Origin of the sequence: Streptomyces sp. SID12501 (assembly GCF_010550245.1) — a bacterium.
Lineage (GTDB): Bacteria > Actinomycetota > Actinomycetes > Streptomycetales > Streptomycetaceae > Streptomyces.
Window position 1 is genome coordinate 1 of the sequence record NZ_JAAGLU010001064.1, and the last position, 385, is coordinate 385.

The 385-nt window shown below is 72.7% G+C and carries 1 protein-coding gene; it reads left to right on the forward strand.

All coding sequences use genetic code 11. From position 1 onward, the window contains the following. The coding region (locus tag G3I71_RS49835; RefSeq protein ID WP_203733286.1) for a hypothetical protein at positions 1 to 385 on the forward strand (385 nt) is incomplete at both ends.

The window sequence follows — 385 nt, forward strand, 5'->3', positions numbered from 1 at the left end:
CTCGCCGACCAGTTCGTGGCCACCACCGACGAGGTCTTCAAGATGGCCTCCGCCGGCAAGATCGGCTTCGCCGACTTCCAGAAGGCCATGACGACCGCGGCCGGAACCGTCGCCGACGAGGTCGGCGGCACGCTGCGCGGCTCGCTCATGAACATGGGCTCCGCCCTCGGGCGCATCGGCGCGAACCTCCTCGGCGGCGTCTTCCCGCTCTTCGCGCCCGCCATCCAGGGCATCACCAAGGCGCTCGGGCCCGTCGAGGACGCCGCCAAGCGCGTCGGCGACGCGTTCGGAGCCTGGGCCACCGGCACCGCGGTCCCCGCCGTCAAGGGCCTGGTCGACCTCTTCCGCGGTGACTTCACCCCGGCCCTGCGCGAGGCGCTCGGCT